We start from the raw sequence: 24,508 nt of genomic DNA on the forward strand, positions 1-24,508 counted from the left end.
TTATTTGTCTTCACCTGACCAAGCCGGCAGCATCTTGTTTAATTTTTTATCTTTTCGATAACCGAGAACGTAATCTGCTTGCATCAGTGTATGGATTTCTCGCGTACCTTCATAGATGACCGGTGCTTTGGAATTTCGTAAGTATCTTTCAACAGGATATTCGCTTGAATAACCATAGGCACCATGGATTTGAACGGCGTCATCTGCTGCTTGGTTCGCAAAATCACAAGCCTGCCATTTGGCAAGTGACGTTTCGCGTGTGTTGCGAACTCCCTTGTTCTTCAATTCCCCTGCACGGTAAACGAGTAAACGGCTCATCTGATAGCCGGCTTCCATTTTCGCAATCATTTGTTGGACGAGCTGATGCATACCGATTGGCTTACCGAATGTTTCGCGTTCATGGCAGTAGTTTACGCTTGCTTCAATACACGCTTGGATGAGCCCGCACGCACCTGCGGCAACCGTAAATCGACCATTGTCTAATGCAGACATCGCGATTTTGAAGCCTTCACCTTCTTCGCCAAGCAGATTTTCTTTCGGTACTTTAATGTTATCAAAAAAGATCTCTCCTGTGTTACCCGCACGAATTCCAAGTTTTCCTTTAATCCCTTTGGATGAGAAACCTTCCATTGTACGTTCAACGATAAAGGCGGAGATCCCTTTATGTTTTTTATCTTTGTTATCCGTATAGGCGAAAACGAGGAAGTTGTCGGCAACATCACACAAGGAAATCCATGTTTTTTGGCCGTTTAGAATGTAATAATCGCCATCTCTTTTCGCAGTGGTAGACATCGCTGCGACATCAGATCCTGCACCAGGCTCTGTTAAACCGAATGCGCCGATTTGTTCTCCTTTTGCTTGTGGTACCAGGTATTTTTGCTTTTGTTCTTCATTCGCCCATTGCATGAGTGTCATGCTGTTCAGGCCCGTGTGTACGGAAACGGCCGTCCGGAAAGTGGTGTCACCTCGTTCCAACTCTTCACATACGATGGCAAGTGAGTTATAGTCCATGCCGCTGCCGCCGTATTCTTCCGGCACACAAACGCCCATCAACCCAAGGTCGGCAAGCTTCTTCCAAATGGCTGGGTCAAAGCTACCTTTCTCATCCCATTCAGCCATGTAAGGCATAATTTCTTTATCGACGAAATCTCTCGCCGTTTGTCGTAGCATCTTCTGTTCATCACTAAATTCAAAATTCATTTTTCATTCCTCCTATATAATATGGTTCTTTTTCAATTCATCAATTTCCTCTGTTGAATATCCGATTGTTTGCAGAAGCTCTTCGTTATGCTCACCCGCAGATGGTGGATAGGATTGGTACTGTACTGGTGTTTTTGAAAGTTTTAATGGACTGCCGACGAGCTTGATGTCTCCTGCAATAGGATGTTCTTGTTCGATAAACATGTCGCGGTGCTGTAGCTGTGGATCTTTCGTTAACTCACTTAAGTTTTGGATCGGTCCACACGGAATATTATTTTGCCGGCAAACTTCCGTCCAGTGAGCGGTTGATTCTTGTTTGAACAGGGCATTTAAAATAGGACTGAGCTGTCCACGATTCTCGACGCGCTTGGCGTTTGTCTGAAAGCGTTCGTCATCTGCCAGCTCCGAATGCCCGAGTAGTTTGGTTAACTGAGCGAACTGCCGGTCATTTCCAACTGCAATGACGATACTGCCATCACTCGTATCAAATGTTTGGTAAGGAACGATATTGGCATGATGGTTCCCGAGTCGCTCTGGAATTTTTCCAGCCATCAAGTAATTGCTCGCAATGTTAACGAGTGAACTGACGGCAGAATCATAGAGGGATATATCGATTTTTTGTCCCTCACCAGACTGGGTTCGTTCCAACAAGGCACCTTGGATTCCAATACATGCATAAAGCCCCGTCAAAATGTCCGTGATAGCAACACCGACCTTCTGTGGTCCCGATTCCTCCGTCCCGGTAATACTCATCAAGCCACTCATTGCTTGAATGATGAAATCGTAGCCAGGAAAATCCTTATACGGTCCGGTCTCACCAAATCCAGTAATCGTACAATAAACAAGCTCAGGGTTAATTTTTTTCAACTCGTCATATCCGAGATTGAGTCGGTCCATCGTACCCGTCTTAAAATTATTGATGATGACATCACTCTCTTTGACGAGCTGATGAATCACTCGCTGACCTTCTTCCGATTTCAAGTTAACAGTAAGGCTTTTTTTATTCCGGTTTGCACAAAGGTAATAAGCACTGACTCCTTCTTGAAAAGGAGGTCCCCAACCGCGCGTCTCATCACTGCCACCAGGCGCTTCCACCTTGATGATTTCAGCTCCGAGGTCGCCCAAAATCATCGTACAATACGGCCCGGCAAGTACCCTCGACAAATCAAGAACACGAATCCCTTCCAATGTGTTACTCAGCTTGATCACTCCTCTCATTTAACATCAGTCATAAAACCATTAAAAAAAGCCAGCACAAAGTTATTAGTCATCCGACTAAAAACAATGAACTGGCTTCACATTCGCCTTGCATCTCCTCGGCAACAAGGAGTTTCGGCTATGGAACAGTTTTAGTTATTTGAAACATTTTCAGCATCCAAGGGAGAATAACTGCTTGTGACAGTTTAACCTTGGTTTGTTATCTATTTTACAATATTCAGAAATAAATGCAATGATGAATGGAAAGTTTTTCTGCGAAGTGTTTTGGAAGGCTCATATATTGAGAGATTGGAAGCATATCTTGCCCGTTTGGTCGCATATTTTCCCAAGTTGGTCGCATAACCGAAGAAGGAGGGAGCATATCCGCCACAAGAAGGTGCATATTTCACTGATACGGGCGCATATGACACGTTGATCGCTGTCGAGAATCCGTAAGATAAGCTCAATTTCACATTTCCATAAAGGCTCATATTTTCAAAGATTCGTCTCATATTATTCCTACCAGGGCACATATTCACCGAAACTGGTCACATAATACTACACGCAGGGAGCATATCCGCAAGTCCTGGGCGCAAATTTTAAAATCTCGGGCACATATCCTTAGCGCGCATCGACCTTTTATGACCGCCAACTTTCCTCTAATAGTACTTTCCCTTTCAACTGCTAGCCTTCCGCTGCAAATAATAATAAAGCATTGATGCGAGTTTGAAATTTTTATAGGGAATGCCTGTCATTCGCTCTACTTTATTGAGTCGATAGAGTAGGGTGTTTCGGTGGACGAAAAGTTGTTCTGCCGCCTCGCTAATATTCATATTGCATTCCAAATAAGTCGTGAAGTTCTTGATCAACTCTGCACTAGCCGGATCTTCCATCAATGGCTGGAGGATCATTTCAAGTGGTTCTTCCAGTAGTTGGGTTGATCCGTCATAAAATAAATTTGCAAGTATATACGGATCTAAACAATGATAGGCTCCACCATTCAAACCATTTCTCTTTGCAAAACGAATGAGTAGATCGGCCTTTTGATAGGAGTTTGTCAATTCACCGATGGAAGATACGAGAGGACCTGCGGCAATAGATATTTCTTTGATTGATAAACGGTTTGCTTGCTCCGAGAAACGTTTCGCTTGTGCATCGAACGCTTTCAATTGCTCTTTATAGTCTTCAATTCCATAGGATGGTTTGCACAAGACAATTCGATCATTATTCAAAAAAGCGCATAAATCATCATGATTGTTGAATATATTTTTCATAAGGTGAATGAAGCGGTATTTAATTTCATCTAACGTTAACGTTTTTTGGTTAATTGTCGACAATGAATGACCAAAATCAGCCACGATGATGAAGCGGGTTTTCGAATGTGGGATATTCATCATTTCACAGTAATCAATGATTTTTTCTTTTTCAGCATCGGGTGTAAACAAGACATAATGCAAAAATGTTTCCATATGACTGATTTCAAATGTGCGACGTTGTTGGTGTGCAGCCTCGTTCCACATCATTTCAATGTAGCTTTTCACTAACAGAGCATACTTTTCGACTTCTTTTGGGTCTCCAATGATCCCTAAAACACCGATCGTCTCAAAGTCGAAATGGAGGGGAACCGCTGCGCCGGGATAAATATTTTTTGTATGGTCGGTCGTTGATTCGTCAAATAAGACAAGTTTATTTTCCAAGATGACTTGTTGTGAAGGCTCATGGTATGTACCAATCCTGCGAGAATCAGAATCCCCGACAATCAAGCCTTGATCATCTGTGAGACTAATAGAAAAAGGTAACACATTTGAAACCGCTTTCACAGCCTTTTGTGCAAACTGTACAAATTCGTTCACCTTACACACTCCGTTCAACTGACAATTTATATTTATTTTACCATATCACAAAACATTTTTAATAGTAATAATTTTCATTTAATTTATGCAAGTTAACCATAGTCAACAATCAAATATTTTTTGTACGATAAAAAGAAACAATATTCTGACATTATGGAGGGAGCGTCATGAGACAGACAGATCTCATTATTATCGGTGGAGGCGTAATCGGTTCCAGCGTTGCTTATCATTTATTAAAAGAAGGTTTTGAAGGTGAAATATTAATTTTTGAAAAAGATTCGCTTTATGAATATTCATCTACGCCACGTAGTGCCGGAGGAATCAGACAACTGTTCACGACTGCCATCAACATCCAGATCAGTCGTTATTCATTGCAAAAATACTTGACGTTTCCAGAAGATATGGCTGTCAACGGAGAACCAGCAGAAATTGACTTTAGACAACACGGATATTTCTTTCTAGCTCAAGATGAAAATTGGGCGGAATTAAAAGCGCAAGCAGAGTTACAGCGGAATTATGGTGTGCCGTCTGAACTATTAACACCTGACGAACTGCAAAATGTTATTCCTGAATTAACGACCGATGACTTAGTTGGTGGGCTGTATTGTGCGGAAGACGGTTATTTGGATCCATACTCAGTCATGCAAGGATATGCAAAAAATGCCAAGCAATTAGGAGCAACCTTTGTCAATGAACAAGTCGAACGTATTACCCACGAATCTGGTGTCGTGACGGGGATTGAAACAAAAGATGGCAATCGCTATCAAGCACCGCAAGTCATTAATTGTGCGGGTGGTTGGGCAGCGCAAATCAGTGAGAATAGTGGTTTTCCAATCCCTGTCATCCCACTTAAACGACAAATTATCCAATTCGATATTGAAGAACCCCTTGCTAAGCAACTTCCATTGACCGTAGACCCGTCAGGTGTTTATTTCCGTCATGAAGGACAATATTTCATCAGTGGTTTTAGTGAAAAAGTGACACCTGGGTTCGATTTTTCTTGGAAACGTTCCTTCTTTATGGAGCAACTATGGCCTATTCTCGGACACCGCGTCAAGAATTTTGAGCATGCAAAAATCATCAGCGGCTGGGCGGGATTGTATGCCCATAATACAGAGGATCAAAATGCAATTGTCGGAGAGCACCCTGAGGCCAAGGGCTATTATATGGCTTGTGGTTTTAGTGGCCATGGGATGCAACAAGCTCCAGCAGTCGGCCAATGTCTTGCTGAGTTAATCCATTATGGTCAATATGAAACGCTGGATCTGCGTCCACTTCGCTTTGAACGATTCAAAGAGAATGATCTATTGATTGAAGGAGCTATTGTCTAACATCTATTTAATGAAAGGGGGATTTCTTATTATGCTTTATCTCAATCAGCAAACAATCGAGTCATCGATCACGATGGAAGAAATGATTGATGCGATGGAAGAAGCTTACCTGATTTATGCTGACAAAAATTATCAAATGCCTACACGGATGCAGGTTCAGCAAGATACGAATACGATGATTCTTATGCCGTGTATTACGGACCAAGCAATCGCAACGAAATTGCTCACATCTTTTCCGGAAAATAAAGATAAACCTGTGATTCAAGGGCTCGTGATCTTGAACGATAGCCAAAACGGTGAAGTGTTAGCGATCATGGATGGAAACTTTATTACCGGATTCCGAACGGGTGCGCTTGGTGGTGCTGCCGTACGAAGACTTGCAAAACCAGATGCTGAGCGCCTTGCAGTCATTGGTGCGGGTGTTCAAGGATTTTATCAAACATTAGCCGCTTGTGCAGCACGGGATTTTAAGGAGATCTATATCACAAATCGAACGTATGAGAAGTTGGAACCTTTGATCGAACGGCTGTATGAAAGGTTACCGGATGATATAGCCATTTATCCTTGTCATTCTGCTGAGGAAGCGATTCAACATGCGGATGTCGTCATTACCGCAACGTCTTCCCATGATCCTGTATTACCTGACGACCAAGAGTTACTAAAAGGTAAATTGATTGTTGGGATTGGTTCTTTTCAACCAAGTATGCGTGAATTTCCACAACAATTATACGCACTATGTGATCACTTTTTCGTCGATAGTGAAGACGCGATGAAAGAGTGTGGCGATGTCATTCAAGCGGTTGAATCTAATTGGTTTGTGAAAGAAGACATTCATGAATTTTCGGATGTCGTTCAAATAAATAGTTTTGATGCTGGTGAATATTGGAGAAATAATCCAGAGGGGAGTGTGGTTTTTAAGTCAACTGGAATGGGATTATTTGATGTTGTTGCTGCGAATGTGATTCATGACAAAGTGATGTTGAGTGAAGTGGGTACCAAACTTGAATGATCAGTAAAGGCTTAGCCTAAAAAAGGGGATTTTCGATGAATATTATTCTAACGGAATTCATCATCTACTGTTTGATCATCATGGCGATTGGTTATTATTTCAGTAAGCAAAGTAAGTCACAGTCCGACTTCTTATTAGGAGGAAAAAAGCTTCCGGGTTGGGCGTTGGCGTTTTCCGAACGAGCAACAGGTGAATCAGCCTGGCTACTGCTCGGTTATACCGGATTTGTTTTCACTGCAGGGTTATCTGGTGTATGGGTTGCAGCTGGTATTGCTTCAGGTATTTTATTTTCTTGGCTATTCCTTGCCAAGCGTTTTAAAGACGAAGCTGAAAAATATAACGCACTTACATTGCCGGATTATTTAGCGAAACGCTTCGGACAAAAAGCAAACACGATTCGTTGGTTAGCAGGTGTTTTGATCGGTGGCTTTTTAATGTTTTATGTCGGTGCACAAATGGCCGGTGCAGGGAAAATGTTACTGACAACGTTTGATATTCCGCCGGTTTGGGGCGTTATACTATCGACGGTTGTCATTCTCGCCATCGCTTTTGCGGGTGGTTTCATCTCTGTCGTTTGGACGGATATGATTCAAAGTGTCATGATGGTCATTACATTAGTCGCACTTCCTATTGTCGCTTTTGCCCATATTTTTGCCAATGATATTTCTGTCAGCGCAGCGCTTGTTGACGCGGGACCTACCTTTGATAAATGGTTTGGCGGTGTGACAGGCTTCTCGCTCGGTGTGTTATTCTTTACTAACTTCTCTTGGTTCTTCGGATTTTTGGGTGGTCAACCACAGCTTAGTGCACGGTTTATGGCCCTTCGAAACGACAAGGAAGTGAAACAAGGAAGAAATGTTGCCATCCTATGGACCGTATTGGCTTACACAGGCGCATTCGCAATCGGTATTGCAGCGATTGCACTTTATGATCAAGGTAGTTTCGGCGATGTTGAAACATTACTGCCGACAATGATCTTACAGTTTATGCCACCGTGGATTGCTGGATTGTTGTTAGCTGGAGTGTTGGCAGCAATTATTTCGACGGCAAACTCACAGTTGGTTGTTGTTACAGGATCCGTGACAGAAGACATTATCAACCAAGCGTTAGGCATCAAGCTAACAGAGAAGCAATTATTGTGGTTATCTCGTTTCTCAGTTCTGTTCTTTGGTGCAATCGGAATGGTCATTGCACTCGTATCTGAATCATTGCTTTACCTCGTTGTTGGTTGGGCGTGGGCTGGTGTCGGTTGTACTTTGTCACCGGCGATTATCATGGCCTTCTTCTGGAAAAGATATTCCAGTGCTGGCGTAATTGCGACCATCGTTTCCGGTCTGTTATCGACCATCTTATGGATTAGCACGCCGCTAGAAGAAATGATGACTTCCCGTTTCACAACGTTCTTTATCGCATTATTTTTCGGGATCGTCTTTAGTTTACTAATGCCTGATAAAGAAGCGGCAGTGGAGGAAGATTTGAAAGAAGACGTAGCAACTTAAGTTTTAGATATAAAAAAGGCTTTGACGACATCGTCAAAGCCTTTTATCATTCGTTTTATTTTTCCATAACCTCATCAATCAAGCCGTATTCTTTCGCTTTTTCAGCAGACATGAAGTTATCGCGGTCTGTATCGCGCTGAATCACATCAAGCGGCTGACCTGTACGGTCGGCAAGAATTTGGTTGATCTTCTCACGCATTTCAATGATTCGTTTTGCGTGAATTTCAATGTCAGAAGCTTGACCTTGCGTACCACCTAATGGTTGGTGAATCATTACTTCAGAGTTCGGTAGGCCATAACGTTTTCCTTCAGAACCTGCTGCAAGCAAGAATGCACCCATAGAAGCTGCCATACCTACACAGATTGTAGAAACATCTGGCTTGATGAATTGCATCGTGTCATAAATCGCCATACCAGCAGTGATGGAACCACCTGGTGAGTTGATGTATAGAGAAATATCTTTGTCAGGATCTTCCGCTGCTAAAAATAACATTTGCGCAACAATGGAGTTGGCAACGTTGTCGTCAACCGGTCCGCCTAGCATAATAATTCGGTCTTTTAATAGACGGGAATAAATATCATAAGCACGTTCTCCGCGGTTCGTTTGTTCAATAACTGTAGGGATTAAATTCATTCCATTCACTCCTTTTAATTTCTTTTTCAATTTAATCTTACCTCTTTGGTCAAATAAGGTCAAACAAAAAGTTTAACCTTTTTGACTTTATTCATGAAGTTGATTTCTTATGTAGGTACATAATTCAATGTTCCCAACAAAATGCTCATTTAAACGTTGGGTACACGTATAAAATTAGTAAGCTTCTTTCCAAATAGTCGATTCTATGATAGACTAATTCTTGGTTTAATAAAATCAATTCTTGAAATTAGCGACAAGCCAACGTATAATTTTCACTGCAATTCATTTTATCACAACATACTTCTCCTCGTGGTGTAAAGGATAACACACAAGATTCCGGTTCTTGCGATGGGGGTTCGATTCCCTCCGAGGAGGCTACCAAAAGCTCTGCTGCACATTTCGTGTAGTGGAGTTTTTTATATGGAGTTGCACGCCGACTGGTGACCAAACTGCTGATCAAATCGAGCCAACTGTCGATAAAGTTGTTCTAACTGTTGATAAAGCGCTTCTGACTGCTGATAAAGTTGTTCTAACTGTTGATAAATCAGCTCTAACTGCTGATAAACGCATTCTAACTGTTGATAAAGTGATTCTAACTGCTGATAAACGTATTCTAACTGTCGATAAAGTTGTTCTAACTGTTGATAAAGCGCTTCTGACTGCTGATAAAGTTGTTCTAACTGTTGATAAATCAGCTCTAACTGCTGATAAACCCACGCCAACTGCTGATAAGCGCACTCCAACTGTCGATAACACCAAACTCCAACTACTCATCCACCAGCTCAAACAGCAAAAATCTCAAAAATCATAATTTCATCAAAAATACACATAGATAAGATTAATCCATTCACTTTTCGGGTAAATTTTCGATATAATGGGATTAAGAACTTCATTAAGGGGCAAAGTACCATGCGTAAAACGAAAATGGTTTATTTTTATACAAAGCACAACTGTAAATTATGTGAAGAAGCAAAACAGATGCTGCAGATTTTTCAATCGGAGTATAATTTCACGATTGTCGAACAGAATATTTATCAGGATGAGCGTCTGTTGGAAACTTATTTCCTGACGATTCCGGTCATTCGAGTCGATGATGAAGAATTGACCGCTGAGGATCTTTCATTTGTGACGGTTGAGAAGTTTTTGGCCAAAAATCTAAAAGGTTAGGGATTTCATTCATATAAAAGAAATTCCCGTGCCTTTTAGTTGTGGCCCTCATCTGTTTTTTGTATAATAGAATCAGGAAATATTTTTTTGCACTAAGTGGGACAAAATGAGACACACTACTGGTCTTTATGTGACCACCAAGAGAGATAGTTAGTTAAACTCACTTTGCAATTACATTTAATTGACCCGCTCCCGCAATCAAAAACCTTGAAGCAAGGAGGTGATGAGTGAATGAAAAGCTTATATCAATTTCAACAAATCCTTATTCCGGAATTAATGAATAAAATGGATGAGCGTTACCAAATATTAAAGGGAATCGCGATGCTCGAGCCAGTCGGTAGAAGATCACTTGCTGACTATTTGAAAGAAACCGAGCGGCATATCCGCAGTGAAACAGAATTTCTCGATCGCCAAGGATTAATTGAAGTGACAAATAGGGGAATGTTAATCACTTCAGCCGGTCAAGAGATAGTGGAAAGTTATTATCGGATGGTGAAAGAAAGTACCGATCTGACGACACTTGAACATCAACTGAAGAGCCGCTTAGGTTTGAACCAAATTAAAATCGTTCCCGGAGATGCAGACTCCTCCCCTGAAACAAAACAGTTACTCGGGAAGGAAGCAGCCATCATTTTTCATGAACAAATTAAGGATCAGTCAATCGTCGATGTGACTGGGGGCTCGACAATGGCAATGGTCGCAAATTATATGAAACCACTTGAAAAAAAGCGTCCATTATTTATCCCTGCGCGAGGTGGTCTTGGTGATTTGCATGAATACCAAGCAAACTCCATTTGCGTCAAGATGGCACAAGAAACAAACGGAGACTATCGTTTGCTTCATGTGCCCGATGAAATGGGACCTGATCTGAAAGAAAAAATGTTGGAGCAACCAGGTGTAAAAGAAATTGTTTCGTTGATGGAGCAAGCCGATGTGCTGATTCATGGTGTAGGTGACGCTTTGGCGATGGCAAACCGAAGAAAAGCGAATGAAGCTACGAAAGAGAAATTAAAATCTTCAAAAGCAGTCGGTGAAGCGTTTGGTTATTACTTTGATAAAAATGGGAATGTTATTGATAGGGTAGATACAATAGGAATTTCCGCTGAATTAGTTAAAAATATTCCATCACTCATCACGGTCGCTGGCGGATCATCGAAAAAAGAAGCTGTTGCTGCTTTTTTACGGTGGATTCCTAGTGGGTGGCTCATTATAGATGAGGCAGTGGCCAGATATTTGATTGAACAACTGCAAGAAAATAAATCATAAATAAAGTTAATTCGGAGGTATGTCACATGGCAGTTAAAATTGGTATTAACGGGTTTGGAAGAATAGGACGTCGAATTTTCAGCGAAGCGTTGAAACATGACGAAGTAGAGGTTGTTGCGATTAACGATTTAACCGATGCAAACATGCTTGCACATTTACTCAAATACGATACCGTTCATGGAACATTAGAAGAAAAAGTTGAAGTAAATGGTAATAACTTAGTCATTGATGGCAAAGAATATCATGTCACTTCTGAACGTGACCCTGCTAATTTGAAATGGGGCGAATTCGGTGTCGATATCGTCATTGAGGCGACTGGAATTTTCCGTGATCGTGAAGGTGCGCAAAAACACTTGGATGCAGGTGCGAAACGCGTCATCATCTCTGCACCAGGTAAGGATGTCGACTTGACGGTTGCAATGGGTGTAAACGAAAACGAATATGACAAAGATGCGCACAAAATTGTTTCGAACGCATCTTGTACGACAAACTGCTTAGCACCGGTAACGAAAGTATTGGTTGATGAATTTGGATTGAAGCGCGGTATGATGACAACCGTTCACTCGTATACAAATGACCAACATGTTCTTGATTCGCCACACGGTGACTACCGTCGTGCACGCGCAGCAGCAGAAAACATTATTCCAACATCAACGGGTGCAGCTGAAGCTGTCGCAAAAGTACTGCCAGAAGTTGACGGGAAATTAACAGGTATGGCTGTTCGTGTTCCTTCACCAAACGTATCACTTGTTGACTTAGTTGCAGAATTGGATCAAGACGTTACGAAAGAACAAGTGAACGAAGCCATGAAAAAAGCATCTGAAGAAGGCGATTTGAAAGGTTATCTAGACTATACAGAATTACCACTCGTCTCTTCAGACTACAATGGCAACACATTTTCTTCAATCGTTGATGGAGATTCCACGATGGTGATGGACGGGAATATGGTCAAGGTCATTTCTTGGTACGATAACGAATCCGGTTACTCCCACCGTTGTATCGATTTAGCGATTCATATGGGTAAACAAGGCTTCTAAAGATTGAATAATTGTCTAACGATTTCTCGCTTCATTTTGCGATGAAAAATGGTAGACTAAAGGAGGAGCATTTCAGTGTTCCTCCTTTTCTTTTAGGCCTGTTAAAGTTTAATGTTGATTTTGGAGCAAAGATTTGTTGAATTGTGAGAAGCGAAGGTGGCGACTCCTGCGGGAATAGCACGAGACTCGAGACCCCGTAGGCCATGGGTTTGGGCCGAGGAGGCTCGAGCCGTGCCCGCGGAAAGCGTCCACCGAAGCTGAACACAATTACAACGAGAACTTTAACAAAGCCTTCTTTTAAAATTAGACATCACAGGGTAAACAATTACATAAGGAAACTCATTAGCTGGAGGTTTGTAAACATGCGAAAAAAAAATGTCAGAGATGTCGATGTAAAAGGCAAAAAAGTCTTTGTCCGTGTTGATTTCAACGTACCGATGCAAGATGGTGAAATCACGGACGATACCCGTATTAAATCCGCGTTAACAACAATTATGTACCTCATTCAAAAAGAAGCCAAAGTCATATTGGCAAGTCACCTTGGACGACCGGGCGGAGAAGTCGTCGAAGAGCTTCGCTTAGACGCTGTCGCACAATCACTTAGCAACTACTTACAACAACCCGTTTATAAACTGGATGACGTTTTTTCAGACGAAGTGAACGAAGCCGTCGAAAAAATGGAAAACCGCGACGTTTTATTATTGGAAAATGTTCGGTTTGAACCAGGTGAAAAACAAAATGATCCCGAACTTGCCAAACAGTTCGCATCCCTCGCTGATCTTTATGTCAATGATGCGTTTGGGACGGCTCACCGTGCACACGCTTCCACAGAAGGCATCGCACATCATTTGCCGGCTGTATCCGGATTTTTATTGGAAAAAGAGATTAACGTACTAGGCAATGCGCTCGAGGATCCTGATCGTCCATTTACCGCGATTATCGGTGGATCCAAAGTAAAAGATAAAATCGGTGTCATCGATAATTTATTGGAAAAAGTCGACCATTTACTCATTGGCGGTGGTCTTTCCTTCACATTCATCAAAGCGATGGGCCATGAAATTGGCGACTCGCTATTGGAAGAAGACAAAATCGATCTAGCTAAGCAGTTTATCGAGAAGGCGAAAGAGAAAGGTGTCTCGTTGCACTTGCCGAAAGACGTTGTCATGGCCAATAAATTCGCTGAAGATGCCGACAAAAAGATTGTTTCTGTTGAAGAAATGACAGCAGGCTGGCAAGGGCTTGATATTGGTCCTGAGACAGTGAAAGAATATGCTGATACCATCAAAAACTCTCAACTTATTCTATGGAATGGACCGATGGGTGTATTTGAAATGGATGCATTTGCTGATGGAACGAAAGGTGTTGCAGAAGCATTGGCAACAACAGACGGTTATACCATTATCGGTGGTGGCGACTCAGCTTCAGCCGTTGAGAAGTTCAACTATGCCGAAGAGATGAATCATATTTCTACAGGAGGCGGTGCTTCCTTAGAATTTATGGAAGGCAAAGTCCTACCAGGTGTACAAGCATTGGAAGATGAAGAAGGAGTGAACAAATAATGCGCAAACCAATTATTGCTGGAAACTGGAAAATGAATAAATTAGCGGCAGACGGTGCTCGTTTTGTCATGGCTCTTCGCGACGAAGTACCGGAAGGCTCAAAAGTGGACACAGTCATCTGTGCGTCGTTCATCCACTTGCCGTTTTTAACCGAAGCGGCTAGAGATACGCCAATTCGTATTGGTGCTCAAAATATGCACTATGAAAAAAGTGGGGCCTTTACAGGTGAAGTCAGCCCGGAAATGCTAGAAAATATTTTGGTCGATTATGTAATCTTAGGCCATTCGGAACGTCGTCAATTTTTCCACGAAGATGACGAACTCATCAATAAAAAAATGAAAGCAGCATTCGAAAATGATTTACTTCCGATCGTTTGTGTCGGCGAATCACTGGAACAACGTGAAAACAACGAAACGAACCAGTTTGTCCGTAATCAAGTGAAAGCAGCATTTGAAGGCATTCGAGAAGGGGACGCGAAAAAAGCAGTCGTTGCCTATGAACCGATCTGGGCGATTGGTACAGGAAAAACGGCATCCAGTGAAGATGCCAACGAAGTTTGCCAAACGATTCGTGAAACACTTCGTGAACTCTATTCCGACGCTGTTGCAGACGAAGTGCGAATTCAATATGGTGGAAGTGTGAAGCCAGAAAATATTGAAGAACTTCTTGCACAATCCGATATTGATGGCGCATTAGTCGGCGGAGCAAGTATGGAACAAGAATCATTTTTGAAATTGTTGGAGGCAGGAGCCAATGCAAAATAATCCACTCGCAGCTTTAATCATCTTAGATGGCTATGCATTAAGAGACGAAGAATTCGGAAACGCGGTGAAGCAAGCACATACACCGAACTTCGATCGTTATTGGAAGCAGTTTCCGACGACAACACTCAAGTCTTCCGGGGAAGCGGTTGGCTTACCGGAAGGGCAGATGGGAAACTCGGAAGTCGGCCATTTGAATATCGGTGCAGGTCGTGTCGTTTATCAAAATTTAACGCGCATTAATGTGTCGATCCGCGACGGTCGATTTTTCAGAAATGAAGCATTTTCAAATGCGATCGAACACGTTAAGAAACATCAAAGCTCCCTGCATATTTTTGGATTGCTTTCTGATGGTGGTGTTCATAGTCATATCGATCATATTTTTGCGTTATTGGATGTAGCAAAACAGCAAGAGGTCCAAAACGTTTATGTACATGCCTTTTTAGATGGTCGGGACGTCGGTCCAAAAACAGCGGTTGATTATTTAGCGCAGCTGAATGAAAAATTGAAAGACGTACCGAATGCGAGACTCGCAACGGTTACCGGGCGTTATTATGCGATGGACCGAGATCATCGATATGACCGCGTGGAAAAAGCGTATCGAGCCATCCGCTTTGGTGAAGGGAACGCAAGTGAGGATGCGATTGAAGCGGTCAAGGCCTCGTATGAAGAAGGCGTCTATGATGAATTCGTCAAACCGATTGTCATGTTAGATGATAACGGTGTGCCTTATTCACGCGTAGATAATGGAGACGCGATCATTTTTGCGAATTTCCGTCCAGATCGTGCAAACCAGCTGACCGATGTATTCATCCACAATCGATTCGAAGTGTTCGTCAATGACTATGAATTGCTGGATGACTTGCATATGGTCACAATGACGCGCTATGACAAAGACTTTCATGTCGGTGTCGCATTTCCTCCGAACCAACCAAAGGATACGATCGGTGAAGTTGTTGCACGTAACGGAATGACCCAGTTACGAATTGCTGAGACGGAAAAATTCCCCCATGTCACCTATTTTATGAATGGGGGTAGGCAGCAGGAATTCGAAGGAGAAAACCGGATATTAATCGATTCTCCGAAAGTTGCAACCTATGATTTGAAGCCTGAAATGAGTGCGTATGGCGTCACTGATGCGCTCATGGAGGTCTTGGCGGAAGAACCGCCGAATTTAATCATTTTGAACTTTGCCAACCCAGACATGGTCGGACATTCTGGAAAACTTGAACCGACGATTAAGGCAGTCGAGGTCGTCGATGAGTGTCTAGGTCGGATTGTCGACCGCATTATTGAGCTCGGTGGGCGTGCTGTTATTACAGCAGACCATGGGAATGCTGATCAAGTAATGAACGAAGACGGTAGTCCAATGACAGCCCATACGACATTCCCAGTACCAGTCATTGTGACCGATGAAGAACTATCTTTACACGATGGCGGTATTTTAGGAGATCTTTCACCAACACTACTGGAGTTGTTAGGAATCAAGCAACCAGGTGAAATGACAGGAACCAGTTTAATTAAATGACTTTTTTGGAGCATGAATGAAGCAGTAAGTTGTATTTTAGATGCGAAGGTGGCGACTCCAGCGGGTCAGCTAAGAACGGCCACGTCCTGTGGCCAACGCTGACACTAGCCCATCCAGGGCTTCGGAATAGCACAGATTGTGCCCGCGGTATAGAAGACACTGCGATTTATCGCAGATGTCGCCCTTATGCCCTTTGGGTAAAAGCGTCCACCGAAAGCGACCTACACTAATTAACAAATAAATAGAACATGAAGGAGCGAGTTTTCATGCCTTACATTATCGATGTTTATGGTAGAGAAGTATTGGATTCACGTGGTAATCCAACAATAGAAGTAGAAGTATTGACTGAGTCCGGTGGTTACGGCCGTGCACTAGTTCCAAGTGGTGCGTCAACCGGTGAGCATGAAGCAGTAGAATTACGAGACGGTGACAAAGACCGCTACCTTGGTAAAGGCGTTGAGCAAGCTGTTCAAAACGTCAATGAAGTCATCGCACCAGAAATCGTCGGATTCGATGTAACCGAACAAGTCGATATTGACCAAGTCATGATTGAGCTTGACGGAAGCGAAAACAAAGGAAAACTTGGCGCAAACGCAATTTTAGGTGTTTCAATGGCCGTAGCTCATGCAGCAGCAGACTACCTCGGCCAGCCGTTATACAAATATCTCGGCGGTTTCCAAGCGACAACCTTACCGACACCGATGATGAATATTTTAAATGGCGGTGAGCATGCGGACAATAACGTCGATATCCAAGAGTTTATGATCATGCCTGTCAGTGCTCCTACCTTTAAAGAAGCATTGCGTACAGGCACAGAAGTCTTTCATGCACTGAAGAAAGTCTTGAAAAATAAAGGCTATAATACAGCCGTTGGTGATGAAGGTGGATTCGCACCAAACTTAAAATCTAACGAAGAAGCATTGGAAACAATCGTTGAAGCGGTCAAAGAAGCGGGCTATGAAATCGGAACAGACATCAAGCTTGCGATGGACGTTGCTGCTTCTGAAATTTACAATGACGGCAAGTATGAACTAAAAGGTGAAGGCGTCACGAAAACGGCTGAAGAAATGGTTGATTGGTATGAAGAGTTAGTCAATAAATACCCAATCGTTTCGATCGAGGACGGCTTGGATGAAAACGACTGGGACGGCTTCAAATTACTAACTGAAAAAATTGGAGACCGTGTACAGCTTGTCGGAGATGACCTTTTCGTCACCAATACGAGGAAGCTTGCAGAAGGTATTGAAAAAGGAATCGCCAACTCTATTTTGATCAAAGTAAACCAAATCGGTACATTGACCGAAACATTCGAAGCAATCGAAATGGCGAAAAAAGCAGGCTATACAGCTGTCATCTCACACCGTTCAGGTGAAACAGAGGATGCGACGATCGCGGACATTTCTGTTGCGACAAACGCCGGTCAAATCAAAACGGGTGCTCCTTCCCGAACAGACCGCGTTGCGAAATACAATCAATTACTACGTATTGAGGACTATCTCGGCGCAACGGCATATTATGCTGGAGACTCAGCTTTTTATAACTTAAAATAAAGTGCGTCTGAGCAAACGAACTGTGGCTGGACAAATTTGTCCAAGCAAAAGATGAACAAGATGAAACCTTGATTGGTGAGTAAAGATACTCATTAATCAAGGTTTTTTTGTGTCTGGATCGTTTTTTAATGTGAATTCTTAGAGCTTCAGTGTTAAATATGCTGTCTTCAGTGTTTAATCACGAGGCTTCAGTGTTAATTTGCGGTTCTTCAGTGTTAATTTGTGAATCTTCAGGGTTAATTTGAAGATCTTCAGTGTTAATCTTCGAAGCTTCAGTGTTAATTTATGGATCTTCAGTGTTAAACCGCGATCCTACTATGTATATCCGCAAACCTTCAGTATACGCCCATCGTCATGATGATCCGCACCTTAGCGGAATATACTTCCCAGTCGGTTTTTCCACTACACTAAATTAGAATGTTAGTACCTGCCTCAACTTGAATGAATTTTTCACAGTCACTTTTTTATTGCTGGGAAAAATTTCTCTTTCATTATAGGAGAAGACACTGTAAAATATAACAGGTGTTATCGGAGGACCATCACAGATAACCGATACGTTCAGCAGGGTTCGACTCTTTTTTATCAATAGAGTCCCGGTAGGAAAGGAAGCAGTGGCAGGCTGAAAATCTACTGGGTTCGTCTATGTTGATACGTGCGATCTATTGTTTTAAGCCGGTTAATTGATCTGCGAGAGAGTACAATAAGCGGTGCAAAAAAGCTGTTCGTTTTAACGTTACAAATAAACAGTCAAATGGTGATTCGGAAACATATATATCAGCGACGCAACGGTGTTTAGTTAGCGAGTTTGTTTTATTGAAAAAACTGTATTTTTCACTCGAATAAGAAATCGCTTTCACAAAAAATAATAATTAACTAAATTTTCACATAATTATTAATAACCTATTGTTAAGGAGGGAAATAAAAGGTGCAAAATTTAACAAAAAAGATTGTTATTGCATTATTTTTAGGTATTGCCATCGGTTTAGGCTTAAATATGTTTGCTCCTAGTGCGTTTGGACCGATTGATACGTATTTCTTTACTCCACTAGGAGAAATCTTTCTACGGTTGATTCAAATGTTAGTTGTACCAATTGTTTTCGTATCACTCGTCATCGGGACAGCTTCACTGGGTGATCCAAAAAAACTCGGTAGAATTGGCGGGAAAACAATACTTTTCTTCCTGACATCAACCGCAATTGCGATTACCATTGCTATGTCGTTAGCATTGCTCATCAAGCCTGGTGAGAAAGGATTAATTGATACAACGGGTGTTGATTATGAGCCGAGTGAAGCACCATCCGTCGTCGATACGTTGCTGAATATTATCCCGACAAACCCAATCGCAGCGATGGTAAATGGGGAAATGCTTCAAATTATCTTCTTTGCGGTTCTGTTAGGTATTGGGTTAGCGACGTTGAATAAGAAAACCGATCTGATTAAGAAGTTTTTAGATCAAGCATTCGATTTAGTGATGTACGTTGTCAATATTGTCATGTACACAGCTCCATTCGGTGCCTTTGGTCTGATCGCTTCAGCCGTCGGAGGCGCAGGGTGGGATGCTATTAAATCATTAGCTGCATACTTCCTCGTCGTCCTTGCTTCTCTCTTGATTCATCTTGTCGTAACTTACGGCTCCGTCGTGAAGTTTATGGCGAAGAAAAGCCCGATTTGGTTCATTAAAAACTTCGCACCTGCCATGAGTGTGGCATTTGGTACAGCGAGTAGTGGAGCGACATTACCGGTATCGATGACGACAGCTCAGAAGCGACTTGGGGTAAAGGAACCTGTCAGTAGTTTCGTTCAACCACTTGGAGCCACGATTAATATGGATGGTACTGCAATCATGCAAGGGGTCGCGACCGTCTTTATCGCACAAGTATACGCAGAGAGCTTAACGCTTACACAGCTACTGACCGTGCTATTAATTGCCGTTCTCGCGTCCATTGGTACTGCTGCTGTTCCTGGCGTAGGATTGATCATGCTAGCGATGGTTCTTCAGCAAGTTGGTCTTCCGGTCGAAGCGATTGGGTTGATTCTCGGGGTCGACCGTTTGCTTGATATGGCGCGAACAGCTGTCAATATCACGGGTGACGCAGCCTGTGCATTATACATTTCGGAAACGGAACCTGATATCGAAGAAGAAACCCATGAACAAGAAGAGTCACCTGCCACAACTTAATAAGCCTTGCTTATAGCCTGAGCGCTTCATATGAGCGTTCAGGTTTTTTCTTTAGTTATAAGCCAATAAAGGGTATTGCAAAATTCAGCTTGTTTATGTAAAATTATTTGTATGGATTTGTGTGCAAGCATAGGAGGTCAAAGACATGTACGGTTTCTTAGTGACATTGCTTTTCATTAATACACTCGGTTTGATCATCACCATTCTACTTCAGTCAGGAAAAAGCGCTGGATTATCTGGAGTAATCACTGGCGGTGCTGAACAGTTATTCGGGAAGCAAAAAGCACGTGGTTTAGAAGGCGTTCTACACCGTGTGACAGTTGTGTTAGGGATTACTTTCATGATCATCACGTTCTTGTTAGGCTATATTGTATCTTAATAAATGACGGCAAAACAGTGAGTGCAAAGCTTGCTGTTTTTTTATGAACTAAAAACATTCACCACGAATTAACCTCACTGAAAGAATCACTCACCATTCAAAATACTTACCCATGATTAATTCAATGACAACTCGGGAATCTTAAGATTAGGTATGTCCTGAATAAGGAGGAAATAAACGATGCAGATCAAGAAACCAGAACCATTTACATTCGAAGCAGGAGATCGAGCAGTTTTACTATTACATGGATTTACGGGACATTCAGCAGATGTGCGGATGCTTGGACGTTTTTTAGAGAAAAAAGGTTATACAACACATGCACCAATTTATGAAGGACATGGTGTTGAGCCAGAGGAGTTAGTTGGTACGACAGCCGATCAATGGTGGCAGGATGCCCTTGATGGATATAATCATCTGAAAGAGCTAGGTTACGATGAGATCGCTGTTGCTGGCTTGTCACTTGGCGGTGTATTGTCCTTAAAGCTTGCTTATCAGAAGCCGTTAAAAGCAGCGATCCCCATTTGTACACCGGTGTTTTTTGATAATATTAAAGAGCTTTCCGGTGGATTTAAGCAATTTGCGAAACAATACAAGCAACTGCAACAAAAAGATGAAGAACAGATCGACGAAGAAATTGATCGGTTATTCGAACAATCTGATGAAACATTTGATTCGTTAAGTAAGCTGATCGAAGAGGTTCACGACCATATTGATGAAATATATACGCCAACACTTGTGCTGCAAGCTGAAGATGATGAATTAATCAATACGGACAGCGCAAATTATATATATGAACACGTACAAGCGGATGAAAAAGACATCAAGTGGTATGAGGGAGCCCCCCATGTGATCACGTTAAGTGACTATAAAGACCAGGTACATGAGGATGTTTATGCGTTTTTAGAGAAGTTAGATTGGAAATCATAAGGTAAAGAGGTGAATGTAGATGAGTGAGTTAAAAAAAGACCTTCTGAATTACTTTCAAGAGGAAGCCACACACCCGCTGTCTATCGAAGAAGTTCAAGAGATTTTTTCGGCTGAATCGAGCGAAGAGTTGATGGAGTTAATGAAGCGCTTAAATGAGTTGGAAGAAGAAGGCGAACTTGTCCGTACGCGGAAAAACCGGTATGGATTAGCGGAAAGAATGAATCTTGTCCGCGGAACGATTCAAATGCATGCGAAGGGATTTGCTTTTCTGATTCCAGACGATGAGGACAAAGACGATGTTTACATCAATAGCCACGATTTGATGTCGGCAATGAACGGTGATCTTGTACTCGTTCGGGTAAATGTCGATTCAATCGAAGGAAATCGTCCAGAAGGTGTCGTTCTACGAATTTTAGAGCGAAACAATGATAAGGTGATCGGTACGTATCAAGATAATGGGCGATTTGGTTTTGTGATTGCCGATGATAAACGTATTCCGAATGATATTTTTATCCAAGAAGGAAACAACAACGGAGCTGCTGATGGACATAAAGTCATCGTCAAGATTACCGAGTTTCCGAAAGATAAAAAGAGTGCAGAAGGCGAAGTTGTTGAGATTCTCGGTCATGTGAACGACCCTGGCATTGATATTCTTTCGATCATTTATAAACATGGCATCAAGGCAGAGTTTGATGCAGATACGTTAGAACATGCCAATGAAGTTCCTGAAACGATTGATGAATCCGATATGGAAGGACGCCGGGATTTACGTAATGAACAAATTGTAACCATTGATGGAGCAGACGCGAAAGACTTGGATGACGCGATTCGGGTTGAAAAACTAGAAAACGGAAACTTTCTGTTAGGAGTCTATATTGCCGACGTCTCTTATTATGTGACGGAAGGCTCTCCGATCGACCGAGAAGCTTTTGAGCGTGGGACAAGCTCTTACTTAACAGATCGTGTTATTCCAATGATTCCCCACCGCCTGTCCAACGGAATTTGTTCCTTGAACCCACAAGTCGACCGGTTGACTTTAGGTTGTGAAATGGAAATCGATCAAAAAGGTCAAGTAGTGAATCATGAAATTTTTGAAGCGGTCATTAAGACGACTGAACGAATGACATATTCAGCTGTGAATTCCATATTAGGTCGTGAAGAGCCAACCATGCGTGAAAAATATGAAAGTCTAGTACCAATGTTTGAAGCGATGGAAGAGCTTGCTCAAATTTTACGGAAAAAGCGTATGAATCGCGGCGCAATTGACTTTGATTTCAAGGAAGCTGGAATTGTCGTTGATGATCAAGGCCATCCATTAGATATTAAAATATTGGAGCGCGGTGTAGCAGAGCGGTTAATCGAAGAGTTTATGTTGGCTGCGAATGAAACGATTGCCGAGCATTTTCATTGGATGGATGTACCGTTTATCCACCGAATTCACGAAGATCCTGAAGCATCGAAATTACAGCGATTCTTCGATTTTATTGGAAACTTAGGCTATGTCGTTAAAGGAACGAGTGATGATGTCCATCCGAAAGCTCTTCAGCAAGTGTTAGAAGAGATTGAAGGAAGCAAAGAGGATATGGTCGTCAATAAACTGATGTTACGCTCGATGCAACAAGCGAAATATTCACCAGAATCGGTCGGTCACTTCGGCTTGGCAACAGAATTTTATACGCATTTTACTTCGCCAATCCGACGGTATCCAGATTTGATTGTCCACCGTTTGATTCGAACCTATTTGATTCATGGTGATTTAAGCGATCAAACGATTGACGATTGGAAAGAGAAACTTCCAGATATCGCACGTCATACATCTGCAGCCGAAAGAAGAGCTGTCGATGCGGAACGCGAAACGAATGACCTGAAGAAAGCAGAATATATGACCGATAAAATCGGTGAGGAATTTGATGGTCTGGTGAGCTCCTTGACGAACTTTGGATTGTTCGTGGAATTGCCAAATACAGTCGAAGGACTTGTGCATATTAGTTATCTAACAGATGATTACTATCACTATGACGACCGCCATCAAGCAATGATCGGTGAGCGAACGGGTAAGATCTTCCGGATCGGAGACGAAGTTCGCGTACGTGTGATTAGCACCAACATCGATGAACGTGCTGTTGACTTTGAAATCGTTGGTATGGATAAACCAAAACCAAAAGGAAAAAGAAGCGCACGAAAAATCAAATAAACTAAAAAAACTATCCTTTCGTCTTTTGACGTTAGGATAGTTTTTCGGTTATCGATCGAACCATTTCCCGTGCAGTACCCACGGATCTTGAAAAGTAAAAGCGTCCTCATCTGGAACTTCTGCTCGCTGATTGTCTGTTAAATCGAAGCGGATGTAGATGTCTTCTTCACTTTGTTGAGCAAGTCGATGTTTCGCATGGGAAATGGTTTTCAATAATCCCGGCTGCTCCCACAAATCTTCCCATAAATAAATGGTTTGAGCGTATTTATATTTTTTCTGATCTTCTTTTACGATAACGAAACGATCTTCCGCTTCATTTTTAAACATCATCCAATTCTTGATGATTTCATCTTTAAATAACGTCGGACTTGCTGGAAAAGGATAATAGCTTTCATACGGAAATATTGTTTTTGGATCTTTGGATAGTGGATTCAACCAACGTTTTTTCTCATCGAGTTCAGATATTTCTTTCCACAAAGGACCCGTTTCAGTATTCAGTTTTTTATCATCAACGACGGTCGAAGCGTGCAGGTCAATCAATTGCGGTAACCCTAATTTATTCAACACCTTCATTCCTGAATAATTATGACGTTGGGTATTACCGCCAACCCAATTGACTCCATCTAACTTTTCGATTTCTTGAATGACGCGTTCCAACAATTTTGTTGCCAAACCTTCACCACGATATCGGACATCCGTCCGCAACCTCCCGAGCATCGCGTATTGATCGGCAAAAATGGTATAGCCACCAACCGATGCAAGTTGATCACCTGCAAAGAGTCCAAAAACCTTATGTTCTTTATGCTCAATTAAACGATCAAAAATACGGACGACATAATCGTCTTCAATTCCCGTTTCCATTTGCTCAAGCTTCTCCCGATCACCTAATTCAAGCTGTCTAAAATGTATCGTATCAATCCCGTGTGGAAACCTCCTATTTCGGCCAACATCTCCGTTAATTCCACCCATATCTTGACACAAAATTAGTTTGATTGTCTATTAAATAATTTGTCGGGTGCTTCAGCTCGTTTGTCGAGCGGCTGGAGCGCTTCGTCGAGCGGCTGAAGCTGTTTGTCGAGCGTTTGGAGTGCTTCATCGAGCGGTTGGACCGTTTTGTCGAGCGGCTGGAGCTGTTTGTCGAGCGTTTGGAGTGCTTCGTCGAGTCAAGTCCATTATTATGTGTAAATTCTCTCAAGTGATTTCAACGGGTAAAACAGCCTATTCATCTTTGACATCTG

General features: G+C 42.2%; 21 protein-coding genes and 1 tRNA gene. 17 read left to right on the forward strand and 5 right to left on the reverse strand.

Annotation, left to right across the window (positions count from 1 at the left end; translation table 11 throughout):
* The 3 genes from KQ486_RS12055 to KQ486_RS12065 all read right to left on the reverse strand — a co-directional run bounded on the left by KQ486_RS12055 (position 1) and on the right by KQ486_RS12065 (position 4,250).
* A complete protein-coding gene (locus KQ486_RS12055; RefSeq protein ID WP_216687758.1) occupies positions 1-1,200 on the reverse strand; it encodes an acyl-CoA dehydrogenase family protein in 1,200 nt (399 codons plus the stop codon).
* 12 nt (positions 1,201-1,212) lie between these two features.
* Complete coding sequence (locus KQ486_RS12060) at positions 1,213-2,400, reverse strand: CaiB/BaiF CoA transferase family protein (protein ID WP_216687769.1); 1,188 nt, start codon at positions 2,398-2,400, stop codon at positions 1,213-1,215.
* 674 nt (positions 2,401-3,074) lie between these two features.
* Entirely contained in the window at positions 3,075-4,250 is a 1,176-nt protein-coding gene (locus tag KQ486_RS12065) for a CdaR family transcriptional regulator (RefSeq protein ID WP_216687759.1), read from the reverse strand.
* 167 nt (positions 4,251-4,417) lie between these two features.
* Between KQ486_RS12065 and KQ486_RS12070 the strand changes: the two genes are divergently transcribed.
* The 3 genes from KQ486_RS12070 to KQ486_RS12080 are packed head-to-tail and all read left to right on the forward strand — an operon-like array spanning position 4,418 to position 8,089.
* Positions 4,418-5,581 (forward strand): NAD(P)/FAD-dependent oxidoreductase, encoded by a 1,164-nt coding sequence (locus KQ486_RS12070; protein ID WP_216687760.1) that lies wholly within the window; start codon positions 4,418-4,420, stop codon positions 5,579-5,581.
* 31 nt (positions 5,582-5,612) lie between these two features.
* Positions 5,613-6,590, forward strand: a complete 978-nt coding sequence (locus tag KQ486_RS12075; protein WP_144163023.1) for an ornithine cyclodeaminase family protein — start codon at positions 5,613-5,615, stop codon at positions 6,588-6,590.
* A 35-nt stretch (positions 6,591-6,625) separates the two neighbouring features.
* Positions 6,626-8,089: a sodium/proline symporter gene (locus KQ486_RS12080; RefSeq protein ID WP_144163021.1), complete on the forward strand. Its 1,464-nt coding sequence runs from the start codon at positions 6,626-6,628 to the stop codon at positions 8,087-8,089.
* Positions 8,090-8,144: 55 nt separating this feature from the next.
* Here the strand turns inward: KQ486_RS12080 and clpP are convergent, their stop codons facing one another.
* On the reverse strand, positions 8,145-8,723 hold the full coding sequence (clpP, locus tag KQ486_RS12085; RefSeq protein WP_144163019.1) for an ATP-dependent Clp endopeptidase proteolytic subunit ClpP: 579 nt from the start codon (positions 8,721-8,723) through the stop codon (positions 8,145-8,147).
* Between the two features lie 303 nt (positions 8,724-9,026).
* Between clpP and KQ486_RS12090 the strand changes: the two genes are divergently transcribed.
* The 13 genes from KQ486_RS12090 to rnr all read left to right on the forward strand — a co-directional run bounded on the left by KQ486_RS12090 (position 9,027) and on the right by rnr (position 23,270).
* A tRNA-Arg gene (locus KQ486_RS12090) sits at positions 9,027-9,098 on the forward strand.
* Between the two features lie 31 nt (positions 9,099-9,129).
* A complete protein-coding gene (locus tag KQ486_RS12095) occupies positions 9,130-9,534 on the forward strand; it encodes a hypothetical protein (protein WP_216687761.1) in 405 nt (134 codons plus the stop codon).
* Positions 9,535-9,632: 98 nt separating this feature from the next.
* Positions 9,633-9,890 (forward strand): glutaredoxin family protein, encoded by a 258-nt coding sequence (locus KQ486_RS12100; RefSeq protein WP_144163017.1) that lies wholly within the window; start codon positions 9,633-9,635, stop codon positions 9,888-9,890.
* Positions 9,891-10,121: 231 nt separating this feature from the next.
* Positions 10,122-11,156 (forward strand): sugar-binding transcriptional regulator, encoded by a 1,035-nt coding sequence (locus tag KQ486_RS12105; RefSeq protein WP_216687762.1) that lies wholly within the window; start codon positions 10,122-10,124, stop codon positions 11,154-11,156.
* 26 nt (positions 11,157-11,182) lie between these two features.
* Complete coding sequence (gene gap / locus KQ486_RS12110) at positions 11,183-12,193, forward strand: type I glyceraldehyde-3-phosphate dehydrogenase (protein WP_216687763.1); 1,011 nt, start codon at positions 11,183-11,185, stop codon at positions 12,191-12,193.
* Positions 12,194-12,555: 362 nt separating this feature from the next.
* On the forward strand, positions 12,556-13,752 hold the full coding sequence (locus tag KQ486_RS12115; RefSeq protein ID WP_144163011.1) for a phosphoglycerate kinase: 1,197 nt from the start codon (positions 12,556-12,558) through the stop codon (positions 13,750-13,752).
* Positions 13,752-14,516 carry a triose-phosphate isomerase gene (gene tpiA, locus KQ486_RS12120; RefSeq protein ID WP_144163009.1) on the forward strand — a complete coding sequence of 255 codons (765 nt, stop codon included), beginning with the start codon at positions 13,752-13,754 and terminating at the stop codon, positions 14,514-14,516. Before KQ486_RS12115 ends, tpiA begins: the two co-directional genes overlap by 1 nt.
* Positions 14,506-16,041, forward strand: coding sequence for a 2,3-bisphosphoglycerate-independent phosphoglycerate mutase (gene gpmI, locus KQ486_RS12125; protein WP_144163007.1), 1,536 nt, complete (start codon positions 14,506-14,508; stop codon positions 16,039-16,041). The genes tpiA and gpmI overlap by 11 nt, the downstream gene beginning before the upstream one ends.
* A gap of 266 nt (positions 16,042-16,307) precedes the next feature.
* The gene (gene eno, locus KQ486_RS12130) at positions 16,308-17,591 is read left to right on the forward strand and encodes a phosphopyruvate hydratase (RefSeq protein ID WP_144163005.1); all 1,284 of its coding nucleotides are present in this window, start codon (positions 16,308-16,310) and stop codon (positions 17,589-17,591) included.
* A 925-nt stretch (positions 17,592-18,516) separates the two neighbouring features.
* On the forward strand, positions 18,517-19,770 hold the full coding sequence (locus tag KQ486_RS12135; RefSeq protein WP_216687764.1) for a dicarboxylate/amino acid:cation symporter: 1,254 nt from the start codon (positions 18,517-18,519) through the stop codon (positions 19,768-19,770).
* Between the two features lie 145 nt (positions 19,771-19,915).
* Positions 19,916-20,149 (forward strand): preprotein translocase subunit SecG, encoded by a 234-nt coding sequence (gene secG / locus KQ486_RS12140; RefSeq protein ID WP_144163001.1) that lies wholly within the window; start codon positions 19,916-19,918, stop codon positions 20,147-20,149.
* Positions 20,150-20,329: 180 nt separating this feature from the next.
* Entirely contained in the window at positions 20,330-21,076 is a 747-nt protein-coding gene (locus KQ486_RS12145; protein WP_216687765.1) for an alpha/beta hydrolase, read from the forward strand.
* A 19-nt stretch (positions 21,077-21,095) separates the two neighbouring features.
* Entirely contained in the window at positions 21,096-23,270 is a 2,175-nt protein-coding gene (gene rnr, locus KQ486_RS12150) for a ribonuclease R (protein WP_216687766.1), read from the forward strand.
* A gap of 48 nt (positions 23,271-23,318) precedes the next feature.
* On the opposite strand, the gene KQ486_RS12155 is transcribed toward rnr, so the two are convergent.
* A complete protein-coding gene (locus KQ486_RS12155; RefSeq protein ID WP_216687767.1) occupies positions 23,319-24,239 on the reverse strand; it encodes a GNAT family N-acetyltransferase in 921 nt (306 codons plus the stop codon).
* Positions 24,240-24,285: 46 nt separating this feature from the next.
* On the opposite strand from KQ486_RS12155, the gene KQ486_RS12160 reads away from it, so the two are divergent.
* On the forward strand, positions 24,286-24,508 hold a 223-nt coding region (locus KQ486_RS12160), incomplete at its 3' end, for a hypothetical protein (RefSeq protein ID WP_216687768.1).

This window comes from Allobacillus halotolerans (assembly GCF_018967645.1).
In the GTDB taxonomy this organism is placed as follows: Bacteria; Bacillota; Bacilli; order Bacillales; family Alkalibacillaceae; genus Allobacillus; species Allobacillus halotolerans.

What these genes read in the sequence shown, in the direction of transcription:
- KQ486_RS12055 (WP_216687758.1), bottom strand. Translation starts at nt 1,200, where the DNA reads ATGAATTTTGAATTTAGTGATGAACAGAAGATGCTACGACAAACGGCG.
- KQ486_RS12070 (WP_216687760.1), top strand. Translation starts at nt 4,418, where the DNA reads ATGAGACAGACAGATCTCATTATTATCGGTGGAGGCGTAATCGGTTCC.
- KQ486_RS12075 (WP_144163023.1), top strand. Translation starts at nt 5,613, where the DNA reads ATGCTTTATCTCAATCAGCAAACAATCGAGTCATCGATCACGATGGAA.
- KQ486_RS12080 (WP_144163021.1), top strand. Translation starts at nt 6,626, where the DNA reads ATGAATATTATTCTAACGGAATTCATCATCTACTGTTTGATCATCATG.
- clpP (WP_144163019.1), bottom strand. Translation starts at nt 8,723, where the DNA reads ATGAATTTAATCCCTACAGTTATTGAACAAACGAACCGCGGAGAACGT.
- KQ486_RS12100 (WP_144163017.1), top strand. Translation starts at nt 9,633, where the DNA reads ATGCGTAAAACGAAAATGGTTTATTTTTATACAAAGCACAACTGTAAA.
- KQ486_RS12105 (WP_216687762.1), top strand. Translation starts at nt 10,122, where the DNA reads ATGAAAAGCTTATATCAATTTCAACAAATCCTTATTCCGGAATTAATG.
- gap (WP_216687763.1), top strand. Translation starts at nt 11,183, where the DNA reads ATGGCAGTTAAAATTGGTATTAACGGGTTTGGAAGAATAGGACGTCGA.
- KQ486_RS12115 (WP_144163011.1), top strand. Translation starts at nt 12,556, where the DNA reads ATGCGAAAAAAAAATGTCAGAGATGTCGATGTAAAAGGCAAAAAAGTC.
- tpiA (WP_144163009.1), top strand. Translation starts at nt 13,752, where the DNA reads ATGCGCAAACCAATTATTGCTGGAAACTGGAAAATGAATAAATTAGCG.
- gpmI (WP_144163007.1), top strand. Translation starts at nt 14,506, where the DNA reads ATGCAAAATAATCCACTCGCAGCTTTAATCATCTTAGATGGCTATGCA.
- eno (WP_144163005.1), top strand. Translation starts at nt 16,308, where the DNA reads ATGCCTTACATTATCGATGTTTATGGTAGAGAAGTATTGGATTCACGT.
- secG (WP_144163001.1), top strand. Translation starts at nt 19,916, where the DNA reads ATGTACGGTTTCTTAGTGACATTGCTTTTCATTAATACACTCGGTTTG.
- KQ486_RS12145 (WP_216687765.1), top strand. Translation starts at nt 20,330, where the DNA reads ATGCAGATCAAGAAACCAGAACCATTTACATTCGAAGCAGGAGATCGA.
- rnr (WP_216687766.1), top strand. Translation starts at nt 21,096, where the DNA reads ATGAGTGAGTTAAAAAAAGACCTTCTGAATTACTTTCAAGAGGAAGCC.
- KQ486_RS12155 (WP_216687767.1), bottom strand. Translation starts at nt 24,239, where the DNA reads ATGGGTGGAATTAACGGAGATGTTGGCCGAAATAGGAGGTTTCCACAC.